The sequence below is a fragment of the Pseudomonas ekonensis genome, from assembly GCF_019145435.1.
In the GTDB taxonomy this organism is placed as follows: Bacteria; Pseudomonadota; Gammaproteobacteria; order Pseudomonadales; family Pseudomonadaceae; genus Aquipseudomonas; species Aquipseudomonas ekonensis.
The window spans coordinates 1,434,773-1,456,472 of the sequence record NZ_JAHSTS010000001.1 but is presented as its reverse complement, the minus strand read 5'-3'; the positions used below and the strand labels follow the sequence as shown (position 1 = coordinate 1,456,472).

Sequence of the window (21,700 nt, the reverse complement as noted above, 5' to 3'; positions counted from 1 at the left end):
ATCAAGCGGCGAATGGTAACAGGCGACACCCGCCCCGCTCCAGCAGGCAGGGCATTTAAGCCAAGGTTGCGCCTATAACGCCTTTTGGCCCGCCTGAATGGCCGCCTGTCAGCCGATGGCATTTACCGCTTGTCGGCTATCTGCCAGATTCGACCCCTGATAATTTTCCTTACAATTCCTCGACTACAGTTTGCCCCATGCCTGCCCAACTCAAGCGTCGCCTATCCCTTTTCCTGTTGCTGGTCCTGCTGATCGCCGGCGGAGTGTTCGCCCATTGGTTCTTCAAGGGACGCTTCTACGAGAGCACCGACAACGCCTACGTGCAGGGCGAAATCACGCGCATCTCCAGCCAGTTGAGCGCGCGCGTCGACGAAGTCCTGGTGCAGGACAACCAGCACGTGGAAAAAGGCCAGCTGCTGGTGCGCCTCGAAGGCGACGATTTCCGCCTGGCGGTGGATCGCGCCAATGCCGCCCTCGCCACCCGTGAAGCCGAGCGTCAGCAGGCCCAGAGCAAGCTGACCCAGCAATCCAGCCTGATCGCCGCCAGCGAAGCGCAAGTCGCCACCACCGAGGCCACCCTGGGCCGCTCGCAGATCGACCTGAACCGCGCACAGGCCCTGCGCAAGCCCGGCTTCATTTCCGAGGAACGGGTGACCACCCTCTCCGCCGACGCCCACATCGCCCGCTCGCAGGTGGCCAAGGCCCAAGCGGACGCCCAGAGCCAACGCCAGCAGGTCAACGCGCTGACCGCGGAGGTCAAGCGCCTCGACGCCCAGATCGCCAACGCCCGGGCCGACCTGGCCCAGGCTCGGCTGAACCTCACCCGCAGCGAAATCCACGCCCCGATCAGCGGGTTGATCGGCCAGCGCGCCGCACGCAACGGCCAGGTCGTCCAGGCCGGTGCCTACTTGCTGTCGATCGTGCCGGACGAGGACATCTGGGTGCAGGCCAACTTCAAGGAGACCCAGATCGGCCGCATGCAGCCGGGCCAGAAGGCCGAGCTGACGTTCGACGCCTACAGCGACACGCCCATCGAGGCGCGGGTCGACAGCCTGTTCGCTGCCTCCGGCGCGCAGTTCAGCCTGTTGCCGCCGGACAACGCCACCGGCAACTTCACCAAGGTCGTGCAGCGGATTCCGGTCAAGCTGACGTTCAAGGCCGACAATCCGCTGCGCGGCAAGATCCGGCCGGGCATGTCGGTCACCGCCACCGTGAACATCAAAGACGCCCCGGACAATGGCCGGTGATCAGCTGATCCGCCCGGTCGGCGAACCGACCCGGCGGGACTGGATCGCGGTGATGAGCGTGATGCTGGGCGCATTCATGGCCGTGCTCGACATCCAGATCACCAACTCTTCGCTCAAGGACATCCAGGGCGCGCTGTCGGCGACCCTGGAGGAAGGCTCGTGGATCTCCACCTCCTACCTGGTGGCGGAAATCATCATGATCCCGCTGACCGCCTGGCTGGTGCAGCTGCTCTCGGCGCGGCGGCTGGCGGTGTGGGTGTCGCTGGGCTTCCTGGTGTCGTCGCTGCTGTGCTCGATGGCCTGGAGCCTGGAGAGCATGATCGTGTTCCGGGCCATGCAGGGGTTCACCGGCGGCGCGCTGATCCCGCTGGCGTTCACCCTGACCCTGATCAAGCTCCCCGAACACCACCGCGCCAAGGGCATGGCGATGTTCGCCATGACGGCCACGTTCGCCCCGTCCATCGGGCCGAGCCTGGGCGGCTGGCTGACGGAAAACTGGGGGTGGGAGTACATCTTCTACATCAATATCCCGCCGGGGCTGATCATGATTGCCGGGCTGATGTACGGACTGGAGAAGAAGGAAGCGCACTGGGAGCTGCTCAAAAGCACCGACTACGCCGGCATCCTCACCCTCGGCGTCGGCCTCGGTTGCCTGCAGGTGTTCCTGGAGGAAGGCCACCGCAAGGACTGGCTGGAATCGGGCCTGATCGTCACCCTCGGCAGCATCGCCCTGCTCAGCCTGATCACCTTCGTGATCGTGCAGGTCTCCAAGCCCCATCCGCTGATCAACCTGGGCATCCTGCGCAACCGCAACTTCGGCCTGTCGAGCATTTCCAGCCTCGGCATGGGCGTCGGGCTGTACGGTTCGATCTACCTGCTGCCGCTGTACCTGGCGCAGATCCAGAACTACAACGCCTTGCAGATCGGCAATGTGATCATGTGGATGGGCGTGCCGCAGCTGTTCCTGATTCCGCTGGTGCCGAAGCTGATGAAATTCGTCTCGCCGAAATGGCTGTGCACCCTCGGCTTCGGCCTGTTCGGGTTCGCGAGCTTTTCGTCCGGCGTGCTCAACCCGGATTTCGCCGGGCCGCAGTTCAACCAGATCCAGATCATCCGCGCCCTCGGCCAGCCGTTGATCATGGTGACCATCTCGCTGATCGCCACCGCCTACATCCTGCCGCAGGACGCGGGCTCGGCGTCGAGCCTGTTCAACATCCTGCGCAACCTCGGCGGCGCCATCGGCATCGCCCTGCTCGCCACCCTGCTCGATGCGCGCACCAAGACCTACTTCGATTACCTGCGCGAATCCGTCGTGCCCACCAACCCGCAGGTGGCCGAGCGGCTGGCGTCGATGGCCGACCGGTTCGGCAGTGACACCGCGGCGCTGGGCAAACTGAATGAGATCGCCCACCAGCAGGCCTTGATCATGGCCTACAACGATGCGTTCCATTTTGTCGGGATCGCGTTGGGGATCAGCATGCTGGCGATCCTGCTGACCAAGAAACTGCCGGCAGGGCTGAAGGCCGGAGAGGCGCACTAGCCGAAATCTGCGTAGCCTGTGGCGGCCCTATCGCTGGCAAGCCAGCCCCCACAGGTCTCTCAAGTGTTCGCGAGATTTATGGACACCACCATGGACCGATGCATGCCGTGCCACTGTGGCATCAGACGTTCAGCAAACGCTCGCGCAGTTTGGCGATTTCGTCGCGCATCTGCGCCGCCGCTTCGAACTCCAGGTCCCGGGCCAACTGGTACATCTTCTCTTCCAGCGCACGGATGCGCTTGGTGATCTCGCTCGGCGAGCGCAGTTCGGCCTCGTACTTGGCGTTTTCCTCGGCGGCCTTGGCCATGCCCTTGCGCTTCTTGCTGCGCGAGCCGGGCACGTTGGCGCCTTCCATGATGTCGGTGATGTCCTTGACCACCCCTTTGGGCACGATGCCGTTGGCCGCGTTGAACGCGATCTGCTTGTCGCGGCGCCGCTCGGTCTCGCCGATGGCGCGCTCCATCGAGCCGGTGATCTGGTCGGCGTACAGGATCGCCCGGCCGTTGAGGTTGCGCGCCGCCCGGCCGATGGTCTGGATCAGCGAGCGCTCGGAACGCAGGAAGCCTTCCTTGTCCGCATCCAGAATCGCCACCAGCGACACTTCCGGCATGTCCAGGCCTTCGCGCAGCAGGTTGATCCCCACCAGCACATCGAACGTGCCCAGGCGCAGGTCGCGGATGATCTCGACCCGCTCCACGGTGTCGATGTCCGAGTGCAGGTAGCGCACACGGATGCCGTGGTCGGCCAGGTAATCGGTGAGGTCCTCGGCCATGCGCTTGGTCAGGGTGGTGACCAGCACGCGCTCTTCCAGCGCCACCCGCTTGGTGATTTCCGAAAGCAGGTCATCGACCTGGGTCAGCGCCGGCCGCACCTCGACCTGCGGATCCACCAGGCCGGTAGGCCGCACCACCTGTTCGATCACCCGCCCGGCGTGCTCGGCCTCGTAGTTGCCGGGCGTCGCCGAGACGAAGATCGTCTGCGGGCTCACCCCTTCCCACTCGTCGAAGCGCATCGGCCGGTTGTCCAGCGCCGACGGCAGGCGGAAACCGTACTCCACCAGGGTTTCCTTGCGCGAACGGTCGCCCTTATACATCGCCCCGACCTGCGGCACGCTGACGTGGGACTCGTCGATCACCAGCAAGGCGTCGGCCGGCAGGTAATCGTAGAGGGTCGGCGGCGGCGCCCCGGCGGGCCGGCCGGACAGGTAGCGCGAGTAGTTTTCGATGCCGTTGCAGTAGCCCAGCTCCAGGATCATTTCCAGGTCGAACCGGGTGCGCTGCTCCAGACGCTGGGCCTCGACCAGCTTGTTGCTGTTGCGCAGGTATTCCAGACGCTCCTGCAGCTCGACCTTGATGCCCTCGACGGCATCGAGCAGGGTCTCGCGCGGCGTCACATAGTGGCTCTTGGGATAGAACGTGAAACGCGGCAGCTTGCGGATGACTTCGCCGGTCAGCGGGTCGAACGCGCTGATGCTCTCCACCTCGTCGTCGAACAGCTCGATGCGGATCGCCTCAAGGTCCGATTCCGCCGGGTAGATGTCGATCACGTCGCCGCGCACCCGGAAGGTGGCCCGGGCGAAATCCATGTCGTTGCGGGTGTACTGCAGGTCCGCCAGGCGCCGCACCAGCGCACGCTGGTCGAGCTTGTCGCCGCGGTCCACGTGCAGCACCATCTTCAGGTAGGTTTCCGGGCTGCCCAGGCCATAGATGCACGACACCGTGGTGACGATGATCGCGTCCTTGCGCTCCAGCAGCGCCTTGGTGGCGGACAGGCGCATCTGCTCGATGTGGTCGTTGATCGAGGCGTCCTTCTCGATGAAGGTGTCGGACGACGGCACGTAGGCTTCGGGCTGGTAGTAGTCGTAGTAGGAAACGAAATACTCCACGGCGTTGTTCGGGAAGAACGACTTGAACTCGCCGTACAGCTGCGCGGCCAGGGTCTTGTTCGGCGCCAGCACCAGCGTCGGCCGCTGCACCTGGGCGATCACGTTGGCGATGCTGAACGTCTTGCCCGAACCGGTCACACCGAGCAGCGTCTGGTGCGCGAGCCCGGCTTCGATGCCTTCGACCATCTGGCGGATGGCCTCCGGCTGGTCGCCGGCCGGCGCGAAACGGGTGACAAGCTGGAATTCGGACATACACACCTCTGGCAGCGCGGCGTTCCGGGCAAACCGGAGCCCCACGGGGAAGACCGTCAACGACCGATGTCGCTCAAGGAAAAACGAAGAATGTGCTCAATGTGGAGCCTAATTCTTTGGGTTTCAAGGTAAACGTCCTACATCCCGCGCAGACCCGGCCATGACCGTTCGACTGACGGTCGCGAAATAATCGGAAAAACTTAAGCTAAATGCCGATTCGCCTGTCGCCTTCGGTCGCCGATGGCCTCTATACTAGCTCCCCGTTTGTGCACCGCTCTAGTGCATTCGGCTGGAGCGTGACACGTCCCTCCATTCTCCATTCAGAGCCGCCGTAATAATGAGCCTGTTCTCCGCTGTCGAAATGGCACCCCGCGATCCAATCCTGGGCCTCAACGAAGCATTCAACGCCGATACCCGCACCGACAAGGTCAACCTGGGTGTAGGTGTGTACTGCAACGAAGAGGGGCGAATTCCACTCCTGCGCGCCGTCATCGAAGCCGAAACCATTCGCGCCGCTCAGCACGCTTCCCGTGGCTACCTGCCGATCGACGGCATCGCCGCCTACGACCAGGCCGTTCAAAAGCTGCTGTTCGGCAACGACTCGCCGCTGCTGGCGGCCGGCCGTGTGGTCACCACCCAGGCCGTCGGCGGCACCGGCGCCCTGAAGATCGGCGCCGACTTCCTCAAGCAACTGCTGCCGAACGCCGTCGTGGCGATCAGCGACCCGAGCTGGGAAAACCACCGCGCGCTGTTCGAGACCGCCGGTTTCCCGGTGAAGAACTACCGCTACTACGACGCCGCCACCCACGACGTGAACCGTGCCGGCATGCTCGAAGACCTCAACGCCCTGCCGAACGGCTCGATCATTGTGCTGCACGCCTGCTGCCACAACCCGACCGGCGTTGACCTGAACCCGCAAGACTGGAAGAACGTCCTGCAAGCCGTCCGCGCCAAAGGCCACATCCCGTTCCTCGACATGGCCTACCAGGGCTTCGGCGACGGCATCGCCGAAGACGCCGCCGCAGTGCGCCTGTTCGCCGAGTCCGGCCTGACCTTCTTCGTGTCGAGCTCGTTCTCCAAGTCGTTCTCGCTGTACGGCGAGCGCGTCGGCGCCCTGTCGATCGTCAGCGAGTCCAAGGAAGAAAGCGCGCGCGTGCTGTCGCAGGTCAAGCGCGTGATCCGCACCAACTACTCCAACCCGCCGACCCACGGCGCAAGCATCGTGGCCGCCGTGCTGAACAGCCCGGAACTGCGCGCCCAGTGGGAAGCCGAGCTGGCGGAAATGCGCCTGCGCATCCGCGGCATGCGCGACCAGATGGTCGACCTGCTGGCGCAGAAGGCGCCGCAGCACGACTTCAGCTTCGTCGGCCGTCAGCGCGGCATGTTCTCCTACTCGGGCCTGAGCGTCGAACAGGTTCACCGCCTGCGCAACGAGTTCGGCATCTACGCCCTGGACACCGGCCGCATCTGCGTGGCCGCGCTGAACCAGAACAACATCAAGGTCGTGACGGACGCCATCGTCCAGGTCATCTGATCCGGCCTTGCGCTTGAAGAACGGGAAGCCTTCGGGCTTCCCGTTTTTTATGGGCGCGGAATAATCTCCCACACCCTCTAGACTGCACATATCGCCCGCTCCCTCGGAGCACTGCGCATTTTTTGAATCCCCAGCGAGAACCGACATGAAAAACGACGACCTGCGCGCCGACCGCGACGAGCTCGACTACTATCCTCCCCGTACGTCCGGCAAACGCGAGCGCAGCCTGGTGCTGCAGGTGGCGGCCGGGGTGTTTCTCGGCGGCCTGGCCCTGTGGCTGGTGCAACTGGGGGCCACCGCGCTGTACGCCAAGCTGCTGATGGGCACCCTGACCTTCGGCGGCTGATGCGCCCTGGCCAAAAAGTTTCATGCGGATGCTTGACTAGTCCAATTAAATCAGTAAGATACGCACCAATTCCGCAATAGCTCAGTTGGTAGAGCAAGTGACTGTTAATCACTGGGTCCCTGGTTCGAGTCCAGGTTGTGGAGCCAAATAGCAAAGCCCCTGAATCGAAAGGTTCAGGGGCTTTTTTGTGGCCGACGGAAAAGATCCGCCAAGCAAAACGCCGCGCTGTCCTGTCGACAGCGCGGCGTTGTTCGTTTCAGGCGCCGGTCAGACGTGCTCGCCGCTCTTGCTGTGCGCCTTCGGGGCACCGTGCCCATGGTCATGATCCGCTTCGACCACCGGCACTTCGTTGCCGTCGCAGTCATGCAGCTTGCCGTCGCTGAAGTAGTCCCCTTCGCGCAGCGCCGCCAGGTCCTGATAGCGCAGCACCCGCTCGGCTGCCGCCGCGAACACCGACTGCTGGTCCGAGTTGCCGACCGTGAAGTGGTTGAAGGTCAGGTTCAGCATGATCGCCATGATCGCCGAGGAACTGATGCCGGAATGGAAAATGGTCGCGAACCAGCTCGGGAAGTGATCGTAGAAGTTCGGCGCGGCGATCGGGATCATGCCGAAACCGATCGAGGTGGCGACGATGATCAGGTTGACGTTGTTGCGGTAATCGACTTTGGACAAAGTGCGGATGCCGCTGGCCGCCACGGTGCCGAACAGCACGATGCCCGCGCCGCCGAGCACCGAGGTCGGCACCGCCGCGATCACCCGGCCCATGAACGGCAGCAGCCCCAGGATCACCAGGAACAGGCCGCCGGTGGCCACCACGTAACGGCTCTTGATGCCGGTGACCGCCACCAGCCCGACGTTCTGGGCGAACGCGCTCTGGGTGAAGGAGCCGAAGATCGGCGCCAGCACGCTCGACAGCATGTCCGCCCGCAGGCCGTTGCCCAGGCGCTTGGAATCGACCTTGGTGTCGATGATCTCGCCGACCGCCAGAATGTCCGCCGAGGTCTCCACCAGCGTCACCATGACCACGATGCACATCGACAGGATCGCGGCGAAATGGAACGTCGGCATGCCGAAATGGAACGGCGTCGGGAAGCCGAACATCGGCCCTTGGCTGACGCCGGAAAAATCCGCCATGCCGAGGAACACCGCCAGCACCGTGCCGATCACCATCGCCAGCAGGATCGACAGGCGCGAAATGGTCGCGCTGCCGATCTTGCTCAACAGCAGCACCAGCACCAGCGTCACCGCCGCCAGGCCGATGTTCTCCATGCTGCCGAAGTTCTCGGCATGGCTGTTGCCGCCCATGGCCCAACGCGCCGCCACGGGCATCAGCGTCAGGCCGATGGTGGTGATGACGATGCCGGTGACCAGCGGCGGAAAGAACTTGGTGATGCGTGAAAACACCGGCGTGATCAGCAAGCCGATCAGCGACGCCGCGATCACCGCACCGAGCACCGACTGAAAGCCGCCCTCCCCGCCGCTGCTGACGATCGCCACCATGGTCGCGACGCCGGAAAACGACACGCCCTGCACCAACGGCAACTGGCAGCCGAAGAACGGCAGACCCAGGGTTTGCAGCAACGTGGCCAATCCCCCCGCAAACAACGACGCGGCAATCAACAAACCGATGTCCGCCGGCGAGAGCCCGGCCGCCTGGCCGATGATCAGAGGCACCGCGACGATACCGCCATACATGGTCAAAACATGTTGCAGGCCGTAAGCCATATTCGCGCCGACCCCGAGATTTTCGTCCTCGGGCCGTGGGTGTGAGACATGGGGCGTTTTCATGGTGGGGGGATTCCCTGGTTTTTGTTGTGCGCACACTGTATTCAAGAGTCGGGACAAATGTCCATAGACTTGTATACAACTTGTCGGTCACAAAGTGGTTCGGCAGCCACCGGACCTTCTGGCCCGGCGCTTTCATCCCCCACAAATCCGGCAATACATCCGAGCCGGGCCCCTTCCGTTATCCCTCTAGGCTGAAGTGTTCATGGCGACCGGCGGTTGCGCCGCGCACCTCTATATACATATAAAGTATGCATAATGAGTTCATTCGAGATTCAATACGACAAAGCCAAGAACGCCGCCAACAAACTCAAGCACAAGGGCATCAGCCTTGCCGAGACGGAACCGGTGTTTTACGACGAACGCGTGTTGACGCTGGAGGATAACGACCATGACGAACCACGCTGGATCACCCTCGGCCTCGACGGCAAGGACCGGCTGCTGGCGGTCGCCTACAGCTACCGGGAACCGAATGTCGTTCGAATCATTTCTGCGCGCACCGCTACGCCGAGCGAGCGGCGCCAGTACTTTTGGGAGACTTGAACCATGAAAGACGAATACGACTTCAGCAACGCCAAACGGGGATCCGTCTCCGCCTCCAAAGGCAAGACGCGCATCACCATCATGCTCGACGACGCCGTCATCGACGCCGCCCGCGCAGTGGCCGAGCGCGAGGGCTACGGCTACCAGACGGTGATCAACAACACCCTGCGCCACACATTGCTCGACGGCAGCGGCACGTCCGCCCAGGCCGGCGACGGCGGGCGCCTGAAGCCGGGCATCAGCGCCGCCGACCTCAAGGCCCTGGAGAAGAAGCTGGCGGCGGCCGCAGGCGAAATCCGCCGGGTACTGGAGCCGGACGCCAAGCCCTAGGGCTCACGACGGCCGGATCAGCCTTTCGAGCGCCGGGCGCAGTTGCTCGTGCATGGGCACCCTCAGCCCGAACTCGCCTTCCAGCAGCCCGATCAGTTCATCGACGTCCGTCACCTCGCGGCGCTCGCTCTGGGCACCGACGCGGTGGATGGCGAAGCTGCCGTTGTTCAACGTGCGCCGCCAGCCGTCCCCGGTGCGCGCAACCATGAGCCGCTGGGCGAACGGCGACTCGGGGTGGGTCGAGACGTACCAGTTGCCGAGGGTGTAATCGATGTCTTCCTGACGCTGCAGATCGAACAGGTACATCGGCCGCCACTCGCCGGCGACATGAGCTTGCAGCATGTAGCCGTCGGCCTGCGCCTCGATGCGGTAGGGTTCGTGGGGCGTGCGCTGCTGCGCTTCGGTGTCGAGCGCCAGCGGCGCGGTGGGCACCATGCCGCCGAAGCCGACGTCCGTGATGTAGCGCACGCCGTCGAGGGTCACCAGGCTCAGGCGGTGGGTCCGCGCCGTCCAGCTGCCCTCGGGCTGGTTCATCACCACCCGGCCGCTGATGCCGCGGGCGTCGAACCCCAGCTCCAGCAGCAAAGCCAGGAACAGGTTGTTGAGTTCGTAGCAGTAGCCGCCGCGCCCTTCATGCAGGACCTTGCGCTCCACCGACGCCAGGTCGATCGGCACCGGTCGGCCGGCGATCGTCGACAGGTTCTCGAAGGGAAAGGCGCCGGTATGGCGCAACTGCAGCTGGCGCAGGGTCTCGAGGGTCGGCGCCGGGGGCGCCTCGAAGCCCAGGCGCCGCAGATACAGTGTCGAATCGCTCAGGCGTGGCTCGGTCATTGCTGGGTCCTTATGCATGGGGCCGCGGATCATTCCGCCGATGGCCGACATGTATACGGGGTCCCGACCGGGAATCGACAATTGATTTCGCCAATCGCTCCGGGCGCTCCTTCCGGCTCCGACCCACCTCTGCGCTTGCATAAGGCCTGCCCGGTGCGGCGTAATGGTCGCCCGCCCGAACCGCCGAGAGCCGCCCGCCATGCAAACCACCCTGGAAGGCCGGGGCATCGTCCTGCGCCCTCTCCAGTACGCCGACGCCGACGCCCTGCTCCAGGCCGCCGCCGACGGCGAACTGTGGAACCTGACCGTCACCGTGGTGCCTTCGGCGCTCACCGTCGACGGCTACCTGAAGAAGGCCCTGGACGGCCGTGACGCCGGCACCGTCATGCCCTTTGCGATCGTGCTCAAGGCCACCGGCCAGGTGATCGGCTCGACCCGTTTCTGGAAGATCGACCCGCTCAACCGCAAGCTGGAGATCGGCAGCAGCTGGATCGCCGCGAGCTGGCAGAAGACCTTCGTCAACACCGAAGCCAAGTACCTGATGCTGCGTCACGCCTTCGACGTGCTCGGCTGCGTGCGGGTGCAGTTCACCACCGATGAGAACAACCAGAAATCGCGCAACGCCATCCTGCGCCTCGGCGCACAGCAAGAAGGCATCGTGCGCCATGAGCGGATCATGCCCGACGGCCGCAAGCGCAACTCGGTGCGCTTCAGCATCATCGACGACGAATGGCCGCAGGTGCGCCTGAACCTTGAGAAGAGACTGGCCGGCTACGCCATCGGCGACTGAGCCGGCCCCTGCAAGCGATCAGCGGTCCGAGCGCATCAGCTCGCCGATGCCGCCGTCGTAGGAGAACACCGCCGCGCGGTTGCGCCCGGCGTTCTTGGCCTGGTACAGCGCTGCGTCGGCGCGCTGGATGAACGCTTCGATGCTGTCCCGGCCATTGGGGATGAATGCATAGCAGCCCAGGCTCACCGTCACGTAGCCGGTGGGCGAACCGCTGTGGGAAATGTTCCGGTCCATGACGCTGCGGCGGATCTGCCCGGCAATCGCCAGCGCCCCGTTGATGTCGGTGTCCGGCAGCAGCACCGCGAATTCTTCGCCGCCGTAGCGCACCGCCAGGTCGGACTTGCGCTGGCAGCAGCCCTTCACCGCCTGGGCGACCTGCGCCAGGCAGTGATCGCCCGCCACATGGCCATAGGCATCGTTGTAACGCTTGAAGAAGTCGATATCGAGCATGATCAGGCTCACCGGGCTCGACTGTCGCGCCCCCCGGGCGAACTCCACCGCCAACGATTGCTCGAACAGGCGCCGGTTGGCCAGCCCGGTCAGGCTGTCATGGGTGGCGATCTGCTCCAGCGCGCGCTGGGCCTTGCGCAGGTTCTTCTCGATCCGCTCGCCGTCGCGCACCTGATGGATGAATACCCAGCCGAACAGGCCGACGCCGAGCATCACCAGCGCCACGATCACGCTGGACTGAAAGGCCCGGGCGTGCCAGCCCTCCAGGATCGTGTCCCGGGAGGACGACGCCGCGACCACCAGCGGAAAGGACTGCAACTGCCGGTAGCCATACAGCCGCGTCACGCCGTCGATCACCGAATCGATCATCGCGGTGCCCGCCGGCGCGTTGGGCAGCAGCCGCTGATAGATTTCGCCCTGGGCCAGCGACGTGCCGATCAATGCATCGTCGAAGGGCCGGCGGGCAAGCAAGGTACCGTCGGTCAGGCCGAGGAACATGGTGCCGTTGTCGTCGAGGCTGAAGCTTTTGAAGAAGCTGTCGAAGTACGACATCTTGATCCCGGCCAGCAGCACGCCCTGGAAGTTGCCGAGCCGGTCGTTCACCCGCTTGGAGATCGGGATGATCCATTCGCCGTTCTCCCGGCTGCGGATCGCCGGGCCGATGTGCGCCACCGTCGACTCGTTCTGCTGGTGAAACTTGAAGTACTCGCGGTCCGCCACGCCATTGCCCCGGGGCAAGTCGGGAAACGAGGTGATGACCCACTGGCCCTGGCGGTCGAACAGGAACAGGCCGTGCAACTGCTCCAGTTGCTGCACCCGCCGGGCGAGGGTCCTTTGCAGCCTCGGCCGCTGGGCTGCGCCGTAGCCGTCATCCTGGATCCAGTCCACCAGGCTGGTGAGCACCAGGTCCGCCGCCTGGAAGGTGTCTTCGGCCTGCTGGGCCATCGCCCGTGTCAGGTTGGCCGAAGCCATCTGCGCAATCGCCAGGTCCTGGCGCCGCGACTGCTCCAGTTGCAGGTACAGCAGACCGAACAGGCACAGGCACACCGCGACGATGAACAGCGCCGCCGCTTTGCGCAGCGGCAGGCGTTTCAACGTGCCGCCGGGCGGCTGGTGCGGGTCGTGGATTGGGATTGGCAAAAACGTGTCCTGGGCAGGTACTGCAAGGGCGCGGGCCCGAAACCCTTGGTTTCCGTGAGCGTAGTCCACCCGATTGTAAGGGGCAACCGGGTGCTACCGGCACAATCCCGGCCCGATGGATATCGGCACATAACGGTTTTGGATAACCGTTGCGCGTCAATTTATTTTTCTTGGGCTGTGGAGCGAAGAGAACTGTAGGAACCGACCTGCCTGCGGTGGTGGAATGTCTGACGCATCGGTGCTGGATGGGCTGACGTCATCGCGGGCAAGCCCGCTCCCACGGGAACTGCGGTGATTGCGCAATCTGTTGCGGGAGCCAGCCTGCGGGCGATGCGGTCTGTCTGGCGCCCTGGATCAGCGGGACGGCGGCACGCGGATGTCACCGGAACGGCACTGGGTCTTCACGCCCTTGCCGCAGGCGCCGAACTGCAGGTCCTTGCCCATGCACACGCGCACTTCCGACAGTTCAGGGCCGCTGCAGATCACGGCGATGCCGTTCGACGGGATGCCCGGGTTGCTCTTGCGGAACAGGTCTGCGATCTCCTGCGCCTCGAAATAGTACGACTTGCTGAACGGCTGCAGCTCTTCAGGAATTTTCACGGCGGCCACGGCCTTGTCCGCCGCATCCAGGTAACCCATCGCGCCGAGGCCGCTGCAGGTGCCGTGCTTGGCCCATTCGTGGTTGAGCAGCTTGGGCGTCGGGAACAGGGTCAGGCCCTTGGCGGTTTCCGCCGCCGACAGCGTCGTCACCGGCGGGCAGGACTCCGGCCAGCCGCCCCCGGCGTACTGCGGCCACAAGCCATGCAGGACGAAGCCGTAGCCCTTGCCGGAACACTGCACGTCATCCTTGTGGGTCAGACAGAAGGTCGGCGACCACGACAGCGTCAGCAGGTAGTAGTCGAACACCCCCGCCACCGACTCCGTGGCCGCCTGCTTGCTGGCATGGCTCTGACGCGCCGCAGCCGTCTGCATGCCGCCGGCCGTCAGCGCGATCAGCGCCACAATTGTAAAAAGCTTTTTCATGTTCCCGCTCCTTGGGACGTCTGCGTCCGTGGTTTTGGTGAGCTGACCCGGTTCGGGCCAGGAGACGATTGGGTCACGCTTGTGTTGCAAGCGCATGACGCAGGGCAAAACGTGCATTACTTTGAAAGGACTACGATCGAGCTGACATCACCACAGGGAACCGACATGAGTAAAGCAGACGAACTGGCCGCGAAACTCAAACAGACCCGGCACACCCATGCAGACGAAATCACCTGCGCCGAACTCGAGATCGACTGCTGGCCCGCGCAAGTCTACGCCCTTTACCACCGCATCGAAGGCTGGCTGCAACCGGTGGCTGAAGTCGGCCTGAAGGTCCGGCGCAACCCCACCCACGTCTGCGAAAGTTCGCCCGACGGCGAAACCCACGACTACGCCATCGACCAACTGGTGATCGAAGCCAACCAGCACAGCCTGACGTTCGACCCGATCGCGCGGTTCACCGAAGACGGCGCCGGCCGCGTGCAGATCAACCTGCCGGGCAAGGAGACCTCGTTGCTGCGCACCGTCGATGAACACGGCGAAAGCCATTGGTGGCTGCAGACCCTCGAAACCGGACAGCAGTTGGACGCCATCGCCCTGACGGAGAACAACCTGCTGCTGGTGGTTCAGGAAGGGCTCGGACTGTAAGCACCTGCGGCGGCCCGGCGAACCTCTACCACGCAGCCCCGGCCGCCAGCTCGTGCATTTGGGTGAAGCGGGTGATGCCGCCCGTCACCCGCCCGATCAACTGCATTTCCAGTTGCAGGCGGTTCGCTCGGTAACAGCGCTTGGCCCAAGGATCGCAGACAACCGCATTGTGGTTCCACGTGTCCGGGTTGGTGATTTGCCCCGCCACCCGGTTGATGACCACGAAGACATGATCCGGCCCTTCGTACGGCACATAGCCTGTGGGGGTATGGATCTGCTGCTCAAGCTCATAGCGGTCTGTGGCCTGGTTCAACACCGGCCAGTCCCTGACAACGAACGGGTCAGGCAACGCCCTGCCGTCCACGCTCATCATTTCCAGCTTCGGGTGATTCGGCAAGGCTGCAAGGTAGCCGAAAGCGACTGCGCTCTGGGACTCACAGTTGCCGGCCCCCAGGGAAACGGCGGCCCGGGCCTTCAGCTTCATCTCGTTTTGCCATGAGACTTCCGTCGGCCCCCGGTTGTTGTTGCGCCGGTACTCTTCGATCACGCGGTCCCCCTCCTCACTGTGCAACCGCAGATACTCCATGGAGGCTGCGGTCACCGCCGCATCCAGATCATGGTTGAGCCGCCGGTCATGCTCGCGGTTGGACGCCAGTATTCCCTGGCTCCGGGTGTACTGGATTGCCGCAAGGCCCAACTCGATGTAGGGATCGACCATCCTTGGCTCCTTCTTCAAGAGGCAACGGAGACTGCCCGCAGAACATCGGGCAACCGACACAAGCGCAAGCCTAGAGGCAATCCGCAAAACCGCCAATGCCGTGGTCATGACAACCTGTCAAAACTGTAATCCGCCCCTCAGCCAACTGAAAGCTGCCGGCCGCTAGCCTCCCCGTCATTGCCGGACCAGACGGCTCGACGGGGATATTCAGGGCATGCATTCCAACACCTCCAGACGCACTTTCGTAAAGGGACTGGCCGCCGGCGGGCTGCTCGGCGGCCTCGGGCTGTGGCGCACGCCGGTCTGGGCGCTGGGCGACGCGGGCCTGCCCAACGCCTTGAGCGGCAGCGAATTCGATTTGTTCATCGGCGAGACCCCGGTCAATTTCACCGGTTCTCCCCGCACCGCCATGACCATCAACGGCGGCCTGCCCGGCCCGCTGCTGCGCTGGCGCGAAGGCGACACCGTGACGCTGCGCGTGCGCAACCGGCTCAAGGACAGCACCTCGATCCACTGGCACGGCATCCTGCTGCCGGCCGACATGGACGGCGTGCCGGGGCTGAGCTTTCACGGCATCGAGCCCGGCGGCGTGTACGTCTACCGGTTCAAGGTGCGGCAGAACGGCACCTACTGGTACCACAGCCATTCCGGGTTCCAGGAACAGTCCGGCGTCTACGGCCCGCTGATCATCGACGCCAAGGAACCGGAGCCGTTCCGCTACGACCGCGACTTCGTGGTGATGCTCAGCGACTGGACCGACGAAGACCCGGACAGCCTGATGAAGACCCTGAAGAAGCAGTCCGACTACTACAACTTCCACAAGCGCACCGTCGCCGACTTCATCCACGACGTCAGCGACAAGGGCTGGGGCGCCACCGTCGCCGACCGCACGATGTGGGCGCAGATGAACATGAACCCCACCGACATCGCCGACGTCAGCGGCGCCACCTACACCTTCCTGATGAACGGCCAGGCGCCCGACGTCAACTGGACCGGCCTGTTCCGCCCCGGCGAGAAGCTGCGCCTGCGCCTGATCAACGGCTCGGCCATGACCTACTTCGACGTGCGCATCCCGGGGCTGAAGATGACCGTGGTCGCCGCCGACGGGCTGCACGTCAAACCGGTCACGGTGGATGAGCTGCGCATCGCCGTGGCGGAAACCTACGACGTCATCGTCGAGCCCGTCGCCGAGGCCTACACCCTGTTCGCCCAAGCCATGGACCGCACCGGCTACGCCCGCGGCACCCTCGCCACCCACGCCGGCCTGACGGCGGCGGTGCCGGCGCTGGATCCGCGGCCGCTGGTGACCATGGACGACATGGGCATGGGCGGCATGGACCACGGCAGCATGAGCATGGACGACATGGCCGGCATGGATCATTCGGCCATGGGCATGGGCCCGATGCAGGCGCACCCCGCCAGCGAAAAGGACAACCCGCTGGTGGACATGCAAGCCATGACCACCGCCCCGAAACTCGACGACCCGGGCCTGGGCCTGCGCAACAACGGGCGCAAGGTGCTGACCTACGCCGACCTGCGCAGCGCCTTCGAGGACCCCGACGGCCGCGACCCCGGCCGCACTATCGAACTGCACCTGACCGGGCACATGGAGAAGTTCGTCTGGTCGTTCAACGGCGTGAAATTCTCCGACGCCGAGCCCCTGCGCCTGAAGTACGGCGAGCGCATCCGCCTGGTGCTGGTCAACGACACCATGATGACCCACCCCATCCACCTGCACGGCTTGTGGAGCGACCTGGAGGACGGGAACGGCGACTTCCAGGTGCGCAAGCACACCATCGACATGCCCCCCGGCACCCGCCGCAGCTACCGGGTGACCGCCGACGCGCTCGGCCGCTGGGCCTACCACTGCCATCTCCTGTACCACATGGAAATGGGCATGTTTCGTGAAGTCCGCGTGGAAGAATGAGGGGCCGACCATGATCCGATTCGCAGCGTTACCCGTTTTGCTCACCGGCACCCTGTCCACGGCCATGGCTGCCAGCGACATGGCCGGCATGGACCACAGCCAGATGCCCGGCATGGACGCTTCCACCCTGCAGACGATGGACGACGGCGGCATGCAGCCCGCCGCGCCGACCGAAAGCCGCACGCCGATCCCGGCCCTGACCGACGCCGACCGCGCCGCCGTGTTCAACAGCCCCGGCGGGCACAAGGTGCATAACAGTGCCGTCCACACCTACTTCCTCGCCGACAAGCTCGAATGGCAGGACGCCGACGACGCCAGCGTACTGGCCTGGGACGTGTCCGGCTGGATCGGCGGCGACACCGATCGCCTGTGGCTGCGCTCCGAGGGCGAACGCAGCAACGGCCGCACCGAAGACGCCGAACTCCAGGCCCTCTGGGGCCATGCGATCTCGCCGTGGTGGGACGTGGTCAGCGGCGTGCGCCAGGACTTCAAGCCCGGCGCCCCGCAGACCTGGGCCGCGTTCGGCCTGCAAGGCATGGCGCTGTACAACTTCGAGGCCGAAGCCACGGCGTTCCTCGGCGAGGGCGGCCAGAGCGCCATCCGGCTGGAGGGCGACTACGACATTCTGCTGACCAACCGCCTGATCCTGCAGCCGACCGCCGAACTCAACGTCTACGGGCAGAACGACCCGCAGCGCGGCCTCGGCGCCGGGCTCGCCAACACCGAGGCCGGTCTGCGCCTGCGCTATGAGATCCGCCGCGAATTCGCGCCGTACATCGGCGTCACCTGGAACCGCACCTACGGCAACACCGCCGATTTCGCACGGGAGGAAGGCGAAGACCGCAGCGAAACGCGCCTGGTGCTCGGCGTGCGGCTGTGGTTCTGACCCCTTCACCCATCCCAAAAAACACCGCCCCGAGCGGAAAGAGGCCTTGCATGCGCACCATCAAAACCGCCGTCGTACTCGCCACCGGACTGCTGCTGAGCGCCCAGGTCCTGGCCCACCCGAAACTGCTGTCGTCCACCCCCGCCGAAGGCGCGGACGGCGCCGCCCCCGAGAAGATCGAACTGCGCTTCTCCGAGCCGCTGACGACCCAGTTCTCCGGCGCCAAACTGGTGATGACCGAAATGCCCGGCATGGCCCACTCGCCCATGCCGATGAAGGCCCGGATCAGCGCCGGCAGCGACCCCAAGACCATGCTGGTCACCCCGCTGGCACCGCTGCCCGCCGGCACCTATCAGGTGCAGTGGCGCGCCGTGTCGTCGGACACCCACCCGATCACCGGCAACGTCACGTTCAAGGTGAAGTGACCGATGGATGCGCTGATCAACGGCCTGCTGCGCCTGGCGTTGTATGGGGATCTGCTGCTGGTGTTCGGCGTGGCGTCGTTCGGCGTGTACAGCCTTCGCGGCGAACAGCGGCGCTCCGGCGCAGTGCTGGCGCTGCGCCCGATGCTGGCTTTTTTGGCCGCATCGGGCGTTCTGTTGTCGGTGGCCGGCCTGGTGATGGTGACCCGCAGCATGAGCGGCGAGACCGACCTCGCCGCCCTGTGGCCGCACCTGCAAATGATGCTGCGCGAAACCGATGTGGGGATGGCGTGGGCGGTGCGGGTCGGCGCGTTGGCGCTGGTGGGCCTGGCGCTGACGATCCATTCGCGCAGGCCCGGCCTGAGCCTGTGGATCGCCTCGCTGGCCGGCGCCGTCGCCCTCGCCTCGCTGGCCTGGAGCGGGCACGGCGCGATGGACGAAGGGTCGCGCCGCGTCTGGCACTTGCTCAGCGACATCCTGCACCTGCTCGCCGCCGGCGCATGGCTGGGCGCCCTGCTCGCTTTGGTGCTGATGGCGCGCACCGATGCCCGGTTCGACGAAGCGCGGCTTCGGCTTCTAGCCTTTGCCGTCAAACGCTTCGAATGGGTAGGCGCGGTGATTGTGGCGACGCTCACGGTCACCGGCGTGGCGAACTACCTGTTCATCGTCGGCCCGACGCTGGGCGATATCCTGCTCGGCGCCTACGGCATCCTGCTGGCGGTCAAGGTGTTCCTGTTTGCCGGGATGCTGGTGCTGGCGGTGCTGAACCGCTTCCACCTCGGGCCGTTGCTGGAGCGGTCGCTGCGCGACGGACAGCACCGGGTGGCGGCGAACGCACTGCGCCGCAGCGTGGCGGTGGAGTTGGGGATTGCGTTGGTGATCGTGGGTCTGGTGGCGTGGCTGGGGACGCTGAGCCCCGCAATAGAGGGACAGTGATTGGATCCAGGTGTTGTACAAAACAACATCAAAGTGATATCAACGCCGCACCCTCCACGATGTATGGACACCGCATGCCGTTCCCAGCCAATGCCCAAGCCGCCGCCCGTGCGGCCATGGAAGACGTCAACCCGGACCTGGTCGACCCGTTCGCCACGGTCGTCGAGTTCCTCAGCGCCAACCCCGAGTTCGCCCCCAAGGCCACCAAAGCGGCGCCGCTGGGCAGCAACGCCTACATCGGCCGGCTGGCGCAGAAGTTCTCCGACGGCCGCGCCGCCAAACAGCTGAAACTGCCCAGAACCGTCCAAGACCCGATCATCCCGGTGATCATGGGCGCGCACGGCAACTTCGCGCCCGAAGAGCTGCAGAAGATGCAGACCGCCCATGCCATCGCCATGGCCGCCGAAAACCTCACCGGCGACCTGCTCGAAGACTACATCGCCAGCAAGGCCGAACCCACCGGCTGGGTGCAGTGCTCCGGCTACACCACCAAAAAGGCCGACTTCATCAAGCGCGCGGACGACGGCTCCGGCGACTGGAAAATCCTCCAGATCAAGAACCGCGACAACTCCGAGAACTCGTCCTCGCGCTCCGTGCGCGAAGGCACGAACATCCTCAAATGGCACCGCACGTTCGCCCGCAAGGAAGGCTCCAACTGGCACAACTTCCCGGACACGCAACTGGCGCCGCAGTTGTCCGAGCAGGATTTCCAGGCCTACGTCGTCCAACAGATGACCTCGAACAACCCGACGTAATCCACCGGCCGCAAAACCAAAGGGCGATCCGCAAGATCGCCCTTTTTCATGGATGCCTGCCCATTCTGGCCCACCCTCGCACTACACTGCGTCCACCTCCACTCCCCACAGAAGCCCCTCGCCCATGACCACCCCAACCACACGGATGATCTTCTGCGGCCTGCTGACCCTGGCCGGCGTCGCCCAGGCAGAGCCCACCCCTTCGCACCTGGACAGCGTCCAGCAACAGGGCCGGCTGCGCGTCTGCACCACCGGCGACTACAAGCCCTACACCTTCAAACGCGAAGACGGCGACTACGAAGGCATCGACATCGCCATGGCCCGCACCCTCGCCGACAGCCTCGGGGTCAAGGCCGAATGGGTGCCGACCACCTGGAAAACCCTGATGCCGGACGTGCTGGCGGGCAAATGCGACATCGCCATGGGCGGCATCTCGGTGACGTTGGAGCGGCAGAAAAAGGCCTTCTTCAGCAACACCCTCGACGTCGACGGCAAGATCCCGCTGGTGCGCTGCGCCGACCAGGCCAAGTACCAGACCGTCGAACAGATCAACCAGCCCGGCGTGCGCCTGGTGGAACCCGCCGGCGGCACCAACGAAGCCTTCGTCCACGCCTTCCTGCCCAAGGCGCAACTGGCGCTGCACGACAACGTGACGATCTTCCAGCAACTGCTCGACAACAAGGCCGACGTGATGATCACCGACGCGTCCGAAGCGCGTTACCAGCAAAAACTCAAACCGGGCCTGTGCGCCGTCAACCCGGACAAGTACATGCAGTACGGCGAAAAGGCCTACCTGCTGCCCCGCGACGACATCAGCTGGAAACTCTACGTCGACCAGTGGCTGCACCTGAGCAAGGTGACCGGCAAATACCAGAAAGTGCTGGGCGAATGGATCGCGGCGCCCACGGCGCCGTGACCTCAATCGTCGTGCAGCAGGCCCGAGCTGTACTGGTTGAAGTTGTTGCCGATGCTGCTCCCGCCGAACTTCAGGGTGTTGGCGTTACGGCCGTCCAGCGACTGGCAGTCGGCGGAGAAGCACGTGGTGGTGGTCATGCCGCCGCCCGAACAGGCGCTCAGGGCTGAAACGGCGGCGACGATCAACAGCGCGTGAATAAGTCGGGCATGCATGGCTGGGCTCCGTTGGGATGCGGTCTTGTCGCTCCCATCCTAGGCGCCTGCGGCGGGCGGCAACATGAAACTTCACGGCTCGACAGCCGGGGTTCAGCATTGCCGCCCTGTCCTGCCCTATCGGCGACAGGTGGCCCTGAATTACGTCTTCGGCTCGACGTTATCCAGCGCCTGATTCACCGCCACCTCGCTCAACATCACCAACTGCGCAATGCCCAACGCCATCCGCCGCTGCCCGGCGCCCAGCACGGCGGCGAAGTTATTGAGCATCTCCGACGCCGAACCGAGGTTCTCACTGGCGTTGGCCAGGAGGGATTCGGTGTCGTACACCGGGTTGGCCAGGTACATGGGTTCCGATTCATGGGGGGCGCCCATGATCTGCGCGGCGGGGTTGAGGTAATGGTCGAGGGCGCGTTCGGCGGCTTCGTTGAGTTTTCTGGAATCGATGGATTCGTAGGGGGATGCGGGGTCGGTGAGGGGTGGGTTGGGTGTTGGTTTGATCATGGATGGAACCTCTAGCGCGAACATTAGGGAAGCCATCAACCTCGCTACCAAACGAGGGTGGCGGCCATACGCGGGTTGGT

The 21,700-nt window shown here is 64.7% G+C and carries 22 protein-coding genes and 1 tRNA gene; 15 read left to right on the top strand and 8 right to left on the bottom strand.

The window, feature by feature from the left end:
• Positions 1-197 precede the first annotated feature (197 nt).
• Complete coding sequence (locus tag KVG96_RS06660) at positions 198-1,247, top strand: HlyD family secretion protein (protein WP_217891311.1); 1,050 nt, start codon at positions 198-200, stop codon at positions 1,245-1,247.
• The gene (locus tag KVG96_RS06655) at positions 1,237-2,787 is read left to right on the top strand and encodes an MDR family MFS transporter (protein WP_225927221.1); all 1,551 of its coding nucleotides are present in this window, start codon (positions 1,237-1,239) and stop codon (positions 2,785-2,787) included. Before KVG96_RS06660 ends, KVG96_RS06655 begins: the two co-directional genes overlap by 11 nt.
• 121 nt (positions 2,788-2,908) lie before the next feature.
• On the opposite strand, the gene uvrB is transcribed toward KVG96_RS06655, so the two are convergent.
• Complete coding sequence (gene uvrB / locus KVG96_RS06650; RefSeq protein WP_085584325.1) at positions 2,909-4,924, bottom strand: excinuclease ABC subunit UvrB; 2,016 nt, start codon at positions 4,922-4,924, stop codon at positions 2,909-2,911.
• 337 nt (positions 4,925-5,261) lie between these two features.
• Between uvrB and KVG96_RS06645 the strand changes: the two genes are divergently transcribed.
• The 3 genes from KVG96_RS06645 (at position 5,262) to KVG96_RS06635 (ending at position 6,950) form a co-directional block, all read left to right on the top strand.
• Complete coding sequence (locus KVG96_RS06645; protein WP_217891310.1) at positions 5,262-6,458, top strand: amino acid aminotransferase; 1,197 nt, start codon at positions 5,262-5,264, stop codon at positions 6,456-6,458.
• 145 nt (positions 6,459-6,603) lie between these two features.
• A complete protein-coding gene (locus KVG96_RS06640; protein ID WP_217891309.1) occupies positions 6,604-6,804 on the top strand; it encodes a hypothetical protein in 201 nt (66 codons plus the stop codon).
• 70 nt (positions 6,805-6,874) lie between these two features.
• A tRNA-Asn gene (locus KVG96_RS06635) sits at positions 6,875-6,950 on the top strand.
• Between the two features lie 121 nt (positions 6,951-7,071).
• Here KVG96_RS06635 and KVG96_RS06630 read toward each other — a convergent pair.
• Positions 7,072-8,592: a nucleobase:cation symporter-2 family protein gene (locus KVG96_RS06630; protein ID WP_217891308.1), complete on the bottom strand. Its 1,521-nt coding sequence runs from the start codon at positions 8,590-8,592 to the stop codon at positions 7,072-7,074.
• 255 nt (positions 8,593-8,847) lie between these two features.
• On the opposite strand from KVG96_RS06630, the gene KVG96_RS06625 reads away from it, so the two are divergent.
• Both KVG96_RS06625 and KVG96_RS06620 read left to right on the top strand, forming a co-directional pair.
• Positions 8,848-9,132: a BrnT family toxin gene (locus KVG96_RS06625; protein WP_217891307.1), complete on the top strand. Its 285-nt coding sequence runs from the start codon at positions 8,848-8,850 to the stop codon at positions 9,130-9,132.
• A gap of 3 nt (positions 9,133-9,135) precedes the next feature.
• Positions 9,136-9,462: a BrnA antitoxin family protein gene (locus KVG96_RS06620; RefSeq protein ID WP_217891306.1), complete on the top strand. Its 327-nt coding sequence runs from the start codon at positions 9,136-9,138 to the stop codon at positions 9,460-9,462.
• Positions 9,463-9,465: 3 nt separating this feature from the next.
• On the opposite strand, the gene KVG96_RS06615 is transcribed toward KVG96_RS06620, so the two are convergent.
• A complete protein-coding gene (locus KVG96_RS06615) occupies positions 9,466-10,293 on the bottom strand; it encodes an arylamine N-acetyltransferase family protein (RefSeq protein ID WP_217891305.1) in 828 nt (275 codons plus the stop codon).
• Between the two features lie 199 nt (positions 10,294-10,492).
• Here KVG96_RS06615 and KVG96_RS06610 point away from each other — a divergent pair, with 199 nt between their 5' ends.
• The gene (locus tag KVG96_RS06610; protein WP_217891304.1) at positions 10,493-11,083 is read left to right on the top strand and encodes a GNAT family N-acetyltransferase; all 591 of its coding nucleotides are present in this window, start codon (positions 10,493-10,495) and stop codon (positions 11,081-11,083) included.
• 18 nt (positions 11,084-11,101) lie between these two features.
• Here KVG96_RS06610 and KVG96_RS06605 read toward each other — a convergent pair whose 3' ends face one another.
• Together KVG96_RS06605 and KVG96_RS06600 are read right to left on the bottom strand one after the other, a co-directional pair.
• A complete protein-coding gene (locus KVG96_RS06605) occupies positions 11,102-12,673 on the bottom strand; it encodes a sensor domain-containing diguanylate cyclase (RefSeq protein WP_217891303.1) in 1,572 nt (523 codons plus the stop codon).
• 354 nt (positions 12,674-13,027) lie between these two features.
• Complete coding sequence (locus KVG96_RS06600) at positions 13,028-13,696, bottom strand: ribonuclease T2 (RefSeq protein ID WP_217891302.1); 669 nt, start codon at positions 13,694-13,696, stop codon at positions 13,028-13,030.
• A 165-nt stretch (positions 13,697-13,861) separates the two neighbouring features.
• On the opposite strand from KVG96_RS06600, the gene KVG96_RS06595 reads away from it, so the two are divergent.
• The gene (locus KVG96_RS06595; protein ID WP_217891301.1) at positions 13,862-14,344 is read left to right on the top strand and encodes a hypothetical protein; all 483 of its coding nucleotides are present in this window, start codon (positions 13,862-13,864) and stop codon (positions 14,342-14,344) included.
• A 25-nt stretch (positions 14,345-14,369) separates the two neighbouring features.
• On the opposite strand, the gene KVG96_RS06590 is transcribed toward KVG96_RS06595, so the two are convergent.
• A complete protein-coding gene (locus KVG96_RS06590) occupies positions 14,370-15,062 on the bottom strand; it encodes a hypothetical protein (RefSeq protein WP_217891300.1) in 693 nt (230 codons plus the stop codon).
• A gap of 214 nt (positions 15,063-15,276) precedes the next feature.
• Here KVG96_RS06590 and KVG96_RS06585 point away from each other — a divergent pair, with 214 nt between their 5' ends.
• The 6 genes from KVG96_RS06585 to KVG96_RS06560 all read left to right on the top strand — a co-directional run bounded on the left by KVG96_RS06585 (position 15,277) and on the right by KVG96_RS06560 (position 20,904).
• The gene (locus KVG96_RS06585) at positions 15,277-16,989 is read left to right on the top strand and encodes a copper resistance system multicopper oxidase (RefSeq protein ID WP_217891299.1); all 1,713 of its coding nucleotides are present in this window, start codon (positions 15,277-15,279) and stop codon (positions 16,987-16,989) included.
• A gap of 10 nt (positions 16,990-16,999) precedes the next feature.
• Complete coding sequence (locus KVG96_RS06580) at positions 17,000-17,875, top strand: copper resistance protein B (RefSeq protein WP_217891298.1); 876 nt, start codon at positions 17,000-17,002, stop codon at positions 17,873-17,875.
• A 50-nt stretch (positions 17,876-17,925) separates the two neighbouring features.
• Entirely contained in the window at positions 17,926-18,300 is a 375-nt protein-coding gene (copC, locus tag KVG96_RS06575) for a copper homeostasis periplasmic binding protein CopC (protein WP_085584356.1), read from the top strand.
• 3 nt (positions 18,301-18,303) lie between these two features.
• Entirely contained in the window at positions 18,304-19,233 is a 930-nt protein-coding gene (gene copD / locus KVG96_RS06570; protein WP_217891297.1) for a copper homeostasis membrane protein CopD, read from the top strand.
• A 74-nt stretch (positions 19,234-19,307) separates the two neighbouring features.
• Positions 19,308-19,988: a SinI family restriction endonuclease gene (locus KVG96_RS06565; RefSeq protein ID WP_217891296.1), complete on the top strand. Its 681-nt coding sequence runs from the start codon at positions 19,308-19,310 to the stop codon at positions 19,986-19,988.
• 124 nt (positions 19,989-20,112) lie between these two features.
• Positions 20,113-20,904, top strand: coding sequence for a transporter substrate-binding domain-containing protein (locus KVG96_RS06560; protein ID WP_217891295.1), 792 nt, complete (start codon positions 20,113-20,115; stop codon positions 20,902-20,904).
• Between the two features lie 2 nt (positions 20,905-20,906).
• Here the strand turns inward: KVG96_RS06560 and KVG96_RS06555 are convergent, their stop codons facing one another.
• Positions 20,907-21,116, bottom strand: a complete 210-nt coding sequence (locus tag KVG96_RS06555) for a hypothetical protein (protein WP_085584364.1) — start codon at positions 21,114-21,116, stop codon at positions 20,907-20,909.
• Positions 21,117-21,257: 141 nt separating this feature from the next.
• Complete coding sequence (locus KVG96_RS06550; RefSeq protein ID WP_217891294.1) at positions 21,258-21,620, bottom strand: DUF6124 family protein; 363 nt, start codon at positions 21,618-21,620, stop codon at positions 21,258-21,260.
• Positions 21,621-21,700: the final 80 nt, after the last annotated feature.